The sequence below is a fragment of the Streptomyces sp. NPDC007162 genome, assembly GCF_040634175.1.
In the GTDB taxonomy this organism is placed as follows: domain Bacteria; phylum Actinomycetota; class Actinomycetes; order Streptomycetales; family Streptomycetaceae; genus Streptomyces.
Genome location: NZ_JBEYFC010000498.1, coordinates 1 through 6,525 on the forward strand (window position 1 = coordinate 1; position 6,525 = coordinate 6,525).

7 protein-coding genes and 1 riboswitch are annotated in these 6,525 nt (G+C 71.4%); of the genes, 4 read left to right on the plus strand and 3 right to left on the minus strand.

What is annotated here, in order from left to right; genetic code table 11:
• Positions 1–113: 113 nt before the first annotated feature.
• Positions 114–758, minus strand: coding sequence for a 1,4-alpha-glucan branching protein (locus tag ABZ646_RS37240; RefSeq protein ID WP_360529304.1), 645 nt, complete (start codon positions 756–758; stop codon positions 114–116).
• 104 nt (positions 759–862) lie between these two features.
• Positions 863–1,044, plus strand: a riboswitch (TPP riboswitch).
• An 8-nt stretch (positions 1,045–1,052) separates the two neighbouring features.
• Positions 1,053–1,697 (minus strand): TetR family transcriptional regulator, encoded by a 645-nt coding sequence (locus tag ABZ646_RS37245; RefSeq protein WP_360529307.1) that lies wholly within the window; start codon positions 1,695–1,697, stop codon positions 1,053–1,055.
• A gap of 220 nt (positions 1,698–1,917) precedes the next feature.
• Between ABZ646_RS37245 and ABZ646_RS37250 the strand changes: the two genes are divergently transcribed.
• Genes ABZ646_RS37250 through ABZ646_RS37260 form a run of 3 tightly spaced genes read left to right on the plus strand, consistent with a single transcriptional unit; the run spans position 1,918 to position 5,146 of the window.
• Entirely contained in the window at positions 1,918–3,315 is a 1,398-nt protein-coding gene (locus ABZ646_RS37250; RefSeq protein WP_360529310.1) for a glycosyltransferase family 4 protein, read from the plus strand.
• Entirely contained in the window at positions 3,309–4,079 is a 771-nt protein-coding gene (locus ABZ646_RS37255; protein ID WP_360529313.1) for a class I SAM-dependent methyltransferase, read from the plus strand. Before ABZ646_RS37250 ends, ABZ646_RS37255 begins: the two co-directional genes overlap by 7 nt.
• Entirely contained in the window at positions 4,076–5,146 is a 1,071-nt protein-coding gene (locus tag ABZ646_RS37260; RefSeq protein WP_360529316.1) for a prenyltransferase, read from the plus strand. The genes ABZ646_RS37255 and ABZ646_RS37260 overlap by 4 nt, the downstream gene beginning before the upstream one ends.
• Positions 5,147–5,272: 126 nt before the next feature.
• Here the strand turns inward: ABZ646_RS37260 and ABZ646_RS37265 are convergent, their stop codons facing one another.
• Positions 5,273–5,560, minus strand: a complete 288-nt coding sequence (locus tag ABZ646_RS37265) for a hypothetical protein (RefSeq protein WP_360529319.1) — start codon at positions 5,558–5,560, stop codon at positions 5,273–5,275.
• 137 nt (positions 5,561–5,697) lie between these two features.
• Between ABZ646_RS37265 and ABZ646_RS37270 the strand changes: the two genes are divergently transcribed.
• On the plus strand, positions 5,698–6,264 hold the full coding sequence (locus ABZ646_RS37270) for a hypothetical protein (RefSeq protein WP_360529322.1): 567 nt from the start codon (positions 5,698–5,700) through the stop codon (positions 6,262–6,264).
• Positions 6,265–6,525 lie beyond the last annotated feature (261 nt).

The following is a 6,525-nucleotide window of genomic DNA, read 5'->3' on the forward strand; positions in this document are numbered from 1 at the left end:
GCCGCCCCGGCGCCTGGTTCGGGGCCGCGGGGGCGGCCGGTGGTGACGGGGCTGGTCGCAGGGGTGGTCGCGGGAGCGACTGGCGCGTGGGTGGGTGGTGAGTGGGCGGAGGGTCAGGCGGGCCGGTGGGTCCGGCGGGGTTCCACTGTGGCGAACACGGTGCGGGGGCGGGTGCCTTCGGGGTGGTCCCAGGCTCCGGTGACGTGACCGAGTGCGTCCGACGGCGGTGTCGAGCCGGGGGTCAGGACGCGGCGCAGTCGCAGGACCAGGTCGGTGTCCGGTACGGCGAACTCGGTGGTCTCGTCCGTGTCGACGGGGGCGCCGAGCCCGTTCAGGGGGCCGTCGCCGGCGTATCCGCGGGCGACCTCCCGGTCGGGGGTGTCGGTGAGGCTCTGTGCCTGCGCCTCGGTGCGCCCCTCGATCAGGGCGAGCAGCCCCGCCGTCAGCACGGGGTCGTGGCAGCCGTCGTAGGCCCACCGGGGACCGAGCACCCCGTGCTCCATGGTGCCCACGAGCGCGTGCTCGGCGCCCTCCAGTGGCGCGCCTCGGTAGGTGAGCGGCACGAGGTACGCCGCCGACCCGTCGGTGACGACCATGAACTCGATCCCGACCTCGCCCTCGGGGTCGTCGAGCCGGAACCCGCCGGCCTTCGCCAACTCCGGTACGGCGGGGCCGTGGTACCAGGGGCGGGTGGGCAGCCAAGCGGAGAGGAGTTCGACCTTGGTGGGCTCGAGGGTGGTGCGGTGGATGAGTGCCATGGGGCGATTCTCCCCGCGACCGGGCTCCGGTGTCGGATAAACGTAAAAAATACGCTATGGGGGGTTCTCTTCCGCTCCGCACGTTCTATGCTGGGAGCAGCCTACGAGGCGAGTGAGGGAGTCCGAGCGGAGTAGCCGACTCAGGCGTGACGCAGATGCAGAAGCATCCGCCGGTGCCGACGTCGACGGTCGGGCTGAGAGGTCGGAAGGCAGCGGTAAGGCCGGACGGCGACCCCCATCACCTGATCCGGACCATACCGGCGAAGGGAACCCGTCTCGTAGGTCTTCGCGTGCCTACCTCTTCTTCTCCTCCTGTTCCGCGCCCGGCTCCGTCAGGTCGATCAGCCGGCACACCGTCTCGATGTCGATCTTGACCTGGGCGATGGAGGCCCGCCCGGAGAGCCAGGTGATCAGCGCCGAGTGCCAGGTGTGCTCGATCACGCGGACGGCGGAGAGCTGGGCGGGGGTCGGGTCGGTCAGCCCCATCGCGTCCAGGATGATCGCCGTGGTCTGCCGGGAGACCTGGTCGACCTCGGGGGACACGCTGCGGTCCGCGAAGGTCAGGGCCCGGACCATGGCGTCGGCCAGGTGCGGCTCCCGCTGCAGGGCCCGGAACGCCCGCATCAGGGTCTCGGCGACCCGCTCGGACGCCGTCTCGCCCGCCGGCGGCTTCTTGCGCAGCGTCCCGTGCATGTGCTCCAGCTGGTCCTGCATGGTCGCGACCAGCAGGTGCACCTTGGACGGGAAATAGCGGTACAGGGTCCCCAGCGCGACCTGGGAGGACTCGGCCACCTCGCGCATCTGCACGGCGTCGAAACCGCCCCGGCTGGCGAGTTGCGCGCTCGCGTGCAGGATCCGGCGGCGCCGCGCCTCCTGCCGCTCGGTGAGCGGGGGAGAGGCCGGCCGGGCGCTGATGTCCACCTTGGCTTCCGCAGGCATGGGTCCCGTCCGTGACAGTCGGTGAGGGCAGTGCTCAGGGCGAGTGATCAGACAGCATGGCAGGGGTTCGCGTCGTGGCGCGAATCACCTGATCCACTGCTCACTCCGCCCCTACCTGCCGGTAGATTCAGAGCCTCCTGAACGATCAAGTCTGTAACTTGTTCTAGATTAGCGTCCCGGCGTAACCTCGCGGGAAAGTGCAGGGAGAAGGGGGCCCGGAGTGACCGCTGAGGCCAGGCGGGCGGGTACCAGGGAAGAACCCGCCGCCGACGGCGAGCGACCGCTCGACATCGCGCTCCTCACCTATAAAGGGAACCCGTTCTGCGGCGGCCAGGGCGTCTACGTACGGCACCTGTCACGCGAGCTGGCCCGGCTCGGCCACCGGGTCGAGGTCATCGGCTCCCAGCCGTACCCCGTCCTCGACGAGGGATACCCCGGCCTCACCCTCACCGAGCTGCCCAGCCTCGACCTCTACCGCTCCCCGGACCCCTTCCGGACGCCGAAGCGGGACGAGTACCGGGACTGGATCGACGCCCTCGAAGTCGCGACCATGTGGACCGGCGGCTTCCCCGAACCACTGACCTTCTCCCTGCGCGCCCGCCGCCATCTGCGCGCCCGCGCCGGGGAGTTCGACGTCGTCCACGACAACCAGACGCTCGGCTACGGCCTGTTGGGGGACGTCGGCGCGCCACTCGTCACCACGATCCACCACCCCATCACCGTGGACCGGCAGTTGGAACTGGACGCCGCCGAGGGCTGGCAGCGGCAGTACTCGGTGCGGCGCTGGTACGCCTTCACCCGGATGCAGAAGCGGGTCGCCCGCCGGCTGCCCTCCGTGCTCACCGTCTCCGGCACCTCGCGCCAGGAGATCGTCGACCACCTCGGTGTCCGCGAGGACCGCGTGCACGTCGTCCACATCGGCGCCGACACCGACCTCTTCGCGCCGGATCCGGCCGTGCCCCAGGTGCCGGGCCGGATCGTCACCACCTCCAGCGCGGACGTCCCCCTGAAGGGCCTGGTGTACCTCGTCGAGGCCCTCGCCAAGGTACGGACCGAGCACCCCGCCGCCCACCTCGTCGTCGTCGGCAAGCGGCCCACCGAGGGGCCCGTCGCCCAGGCCGTGGAGCGGTACGGCCTCGACGGCGCCGTGCAGTTCGTGAAGGGCATCTCCGACGCCGAGCTCGTCGACCTGGTCCGCTCGGCCGAGGTCGCCTGCGTGCCCTCGCTCTACGAGGGCTTCTCGCTGCCCGCCGCCGAGGCCATGGCGACCGGCACCCCGCTGCTCGCGACCACCGGCGGCGCGATCCCCGAGGTCGCCGGGCGCGACGGGGAGACCTGCCTGGCGGTGCCGCCGGGCGACGCCGACGCGCTGGCCGCCGGGCTCGGCCGGCTGCTGGGCGATCCGGAGCTGCGGGCGCGGCTCGGCCACGCGGGCCGTCAGCGGGTGCTGCGGCACTACACCTGGGCGCGCGCCGCGGAGGGCACCGTGGCCCGGTACCGCGAGGCCATCGCCGGCCGCCCGGGGACGCGCCCCGCGCCCACCACCACCCCCGGCCGCCCGGCGGCCGTCCCCCGCGCAGACGTTGCATCCACTCCCGAAAGCAGGGCCACGTGCTGACCGTCGACTTCTCCCGGTTCCCGCTCGCCCCGGGCGACCGAGTCCTGGACCTCGGCTGCGGGGCCGGCCGGCACGCCTTCGAGTGTTACCGGCGCGGCGCCCAGGTCGTGGCCCTCGACCAGAACGGCGAGGAGATCCGCGAGGTCGCCAAGTGGTTCGCGGCGATGAAGGAGGCCGGTGAGGCCCCGGCGGGCGCCACGGCCACCGCCATGGAGGGCGACGCCCTGGCCCTGCCCTTCCCCGACGAGTCCTTCGACGTCGTCATCATCTCCGAGGTGATGGAGCACATCCCCGACGACAAGGGCGTCCTCGCCGAGATGGTGCGGGTGCTCAGGCCGGGCGGCCGGATCGCGGTCACCGTGCCCCGCTACGGCCCGGAGAAGGTCTGCTGGGCGCTCTCCGACGCCTACCACGAGGTCGAGGGCGGCCACATCCGCATCTACAAGGCCGACGAACTGATCGGGAAGATCAGGGAGGCCGGACTGCGGCCCTACGGCACGCACCACGCGCATGCCCTGCACTCGCCCTACTGGTGGCTGAAGTGCGCGTTCGGCGTCGACAACGACAAGGCGCTGCCGGTGCGTGCGTACCACAAGCTGCTGGTCTGGGACATCATGAAGAAGCCGCTGGTCACACGGGTCGCCGAGCAGGCGCTGAACCCGGTCATCGGCAAGAGCGTCGTCGTCTACGCGACCAAACCGCACCTGCCTCCGGCCGGCGACGGCACGAACGCCCCGTCGGACACCGAGGCGGCCGCCAAGTGACCACCCCCCGGACAGAACACCTCGTCCTGCCCGGGGTCCTCACCGCCGAGCAGGCCGCCGCGACCGTCCGCGGCATCCTCGCCGTGCAGCGGGAGGACGGCGCGATCCCCTGGTTCCGGGGGCACCATCTCGACCCCTGGGACCACACCGAGGCCGCGATGGCCCTGGACGCGGCCGGTGAGCACGAGGCCGCCGAGCGGGCGTACACCTGGCTGGCCCGGCACCAGATCGAGGACGGCTCCTGGTACGCGGCCTACGCCGACGGCGCCCACGACGACGTCACCGACCGGGCCCGCGAGTCCAACTTCGTCGCCTACATAGCCGTCGGTGTCTGGCACCACTACCTCGCCACCGGCGACGACACCTTCCTCGACCGGATGTGGCCCGCCGTCTACGCGGCTGTCGAGTGGGTGCTGCGGCTCCAGCAGCCGGGCGGCGAGATCGGCTGGCGCCGCGAGGACGACGGCACGCCCGCCGACGAGGCGCTGCTGACCGGGAGTTCGTCCGTCCACCACGCGCTGCGCTGCGCGCTCGCCATCGCCGAGCAGCGCGAAGAGCCGCAGCCGGACTGGGAGTTGGCGGTGGGCGCGCTGCGGCACGCGATCCGCAGGCACCCCGAGCGGTTCCTGGACAAGGACCGGTACTCGATGGACTGGTACTACCCGGTCCTCGGCGGGGCGCTGACCGGTGCGGAGGCGGGTGCGCGGATCGCGAAGGACTGGGACCGGTTCGTGGTGCCCGGGTTCGGGGTGCGGTGCGTCGTCCCCAACCCGTGGGTCACGGGCGGGGAGTCGGCGGAGCTGGCACTGGCACTGTGGGCGGTCGGGGAGTCCGACCGGGCGCTGGAGATCCTGCAGTCCATCCAGCACCTGCGGGACGACGAGTCGGGGCTGTACTGGACCGGGTACGTGTACGAGGACGATGCGGTGTGGCCGCGGGAGCTGACGACGTGGACGGCGGGGTCGTTGCTGCTCGCCGTGGCCGCGCTCGGGGGGCATGATGCCACGTGTGCGGTGTTCGGGGGCGGGGAGCTTCCCAGCGGGCTTGAGGTGGATTGTTGCGCCTAGTGGGGCGGGGGGTTTCGCGCGGTCGCGGGTGCGGGTGCGTCGTGGTTGATCGCGCAGTTCCTCCCCCAGCCTTCGGCCGGGGGTACCCCCAGCGCCCCCTACGGGCGCTCCACTGACCGGAAGAGCTCAGTGGCGGTGCATGCGGTTGGCTATGGCGTGGCCGATGAACAGGTAGACGATTGCTGCCAGGCCGTAGCCCGCCACCACCCTCGCCCATGCCTCGTCGAAGGTGAACAGGTCGCGCGACCAGCCTGCGAGCCAGGCGGCGGCGTCATGGACGAACTGGACCAGGCTGTTCGCCCGGTTCGCGTCCAGCAGGTACATCAGGATCCACAGGCCCAGGATGAGCGCCATGACGTCGGCGACGACCGCGACGACTCTACCGGCCTGATTGGCACCGCGTTCAGAGGACATAACCTGCGGCTTGCCGCCGGACGGTCCTTGAAACCTGCAAGGCATCGCCCCGAGTGGCGCGATGCCGCCATCCGGGTGAGGCTGCCGGAAGAAGCATCCGCTCGGGGAGGACATCGAGAAACACACGGGAGGAACCCGTGCCCGTACCGATACGGCGCCTCGTCGTCGCGCTGACCCTGTGCTGCACCCTGGTCGCGGGTGTCACCGCCTGCGCCGGCAGTACTCGGAGCAAGTCGACCGACACCGGCATGGTGGCGGTCCCCGTGGCCGACACGCCCAGTCCGAGTACGTCCGCGGAGAAGCAGAAGTTCGCCAAGACCCGGTTCGTCGCGAACGCGGGTCTCGCGGCCGGAGCGACCTACCAGTGGATCGTCAAACCGTGGAAGGCGGGCAAGTTCAAGAAGGGCGCCCACGGCCGCACCTTCGCCCTGATCAAGGCCGCCGCCGCGGGCGGCTTCGCCTACAACCGGCTCAAGGCCGCCAAACGCAACGCCCAGGGCGACCCGCTGCTGTCCAAGGCCCTCGCGCCGCTCTCCGCGAGCATCGACGCGCTGAAGAACCTGCCGTCCAAGCTCCGCCAGGGCGACGGGAACGCGGCGAGCGCGTTCAACGACGTCATCAACAACGTGAAGGACGCGGGCAAGAGCGCCGGCGCCCCGGTCACCGACCGGGTGCCGTCGGCCGGCCAGCTCACCGGAGGCTAGCGCCTGTCTGGCAATTCCCGTCTGCCTCGCGACGCCATGCACGCTCCCCCAGCCTCCGGCCGGGGGACCCCCAGAGCACGCACCTGGCGCCGCGGGGCCGCCCTGCGGGCGACGACGCGAATTGTCAGACAGGCCCTACTGATCTTTTCGTAAGTTCGGTGGGTGTGGTGGCCTTGTGAGTGGGAGGCTTTCGGGGTGGCTTATCAACCCTCGCCTTCGGCTGCCGGCCCGTCTCTTCCTCCGCTGTCGCGGCCTCAGTTG

Excerpts from the sequence above, each read along its gene's own strand:
- ABZ646_RS37240 (WP_360529304.1), bottom strand. The coding sequence starts at position 758 with ATGGCACTCATCCACCGCACCACCCTCGAGCCCACCAAGGTCGAACTC.
- ABZ646_RS37245 (WP_360529307.1), bottom strand. The coding sequence starts at position 1,697 with ATGCCTGCGGAAGCCAAGGTGGACATCAGCGCCCGGCCGGCCTCTCCC.
- ABZ646_RS37265 (WP_360529319.1), bottom strand. The coding sequence starts at position 5,560 with ATGTCCTCTGAACGCGGTGCCAATCAGGCCGGTAGAGTCGTCGCGGTC.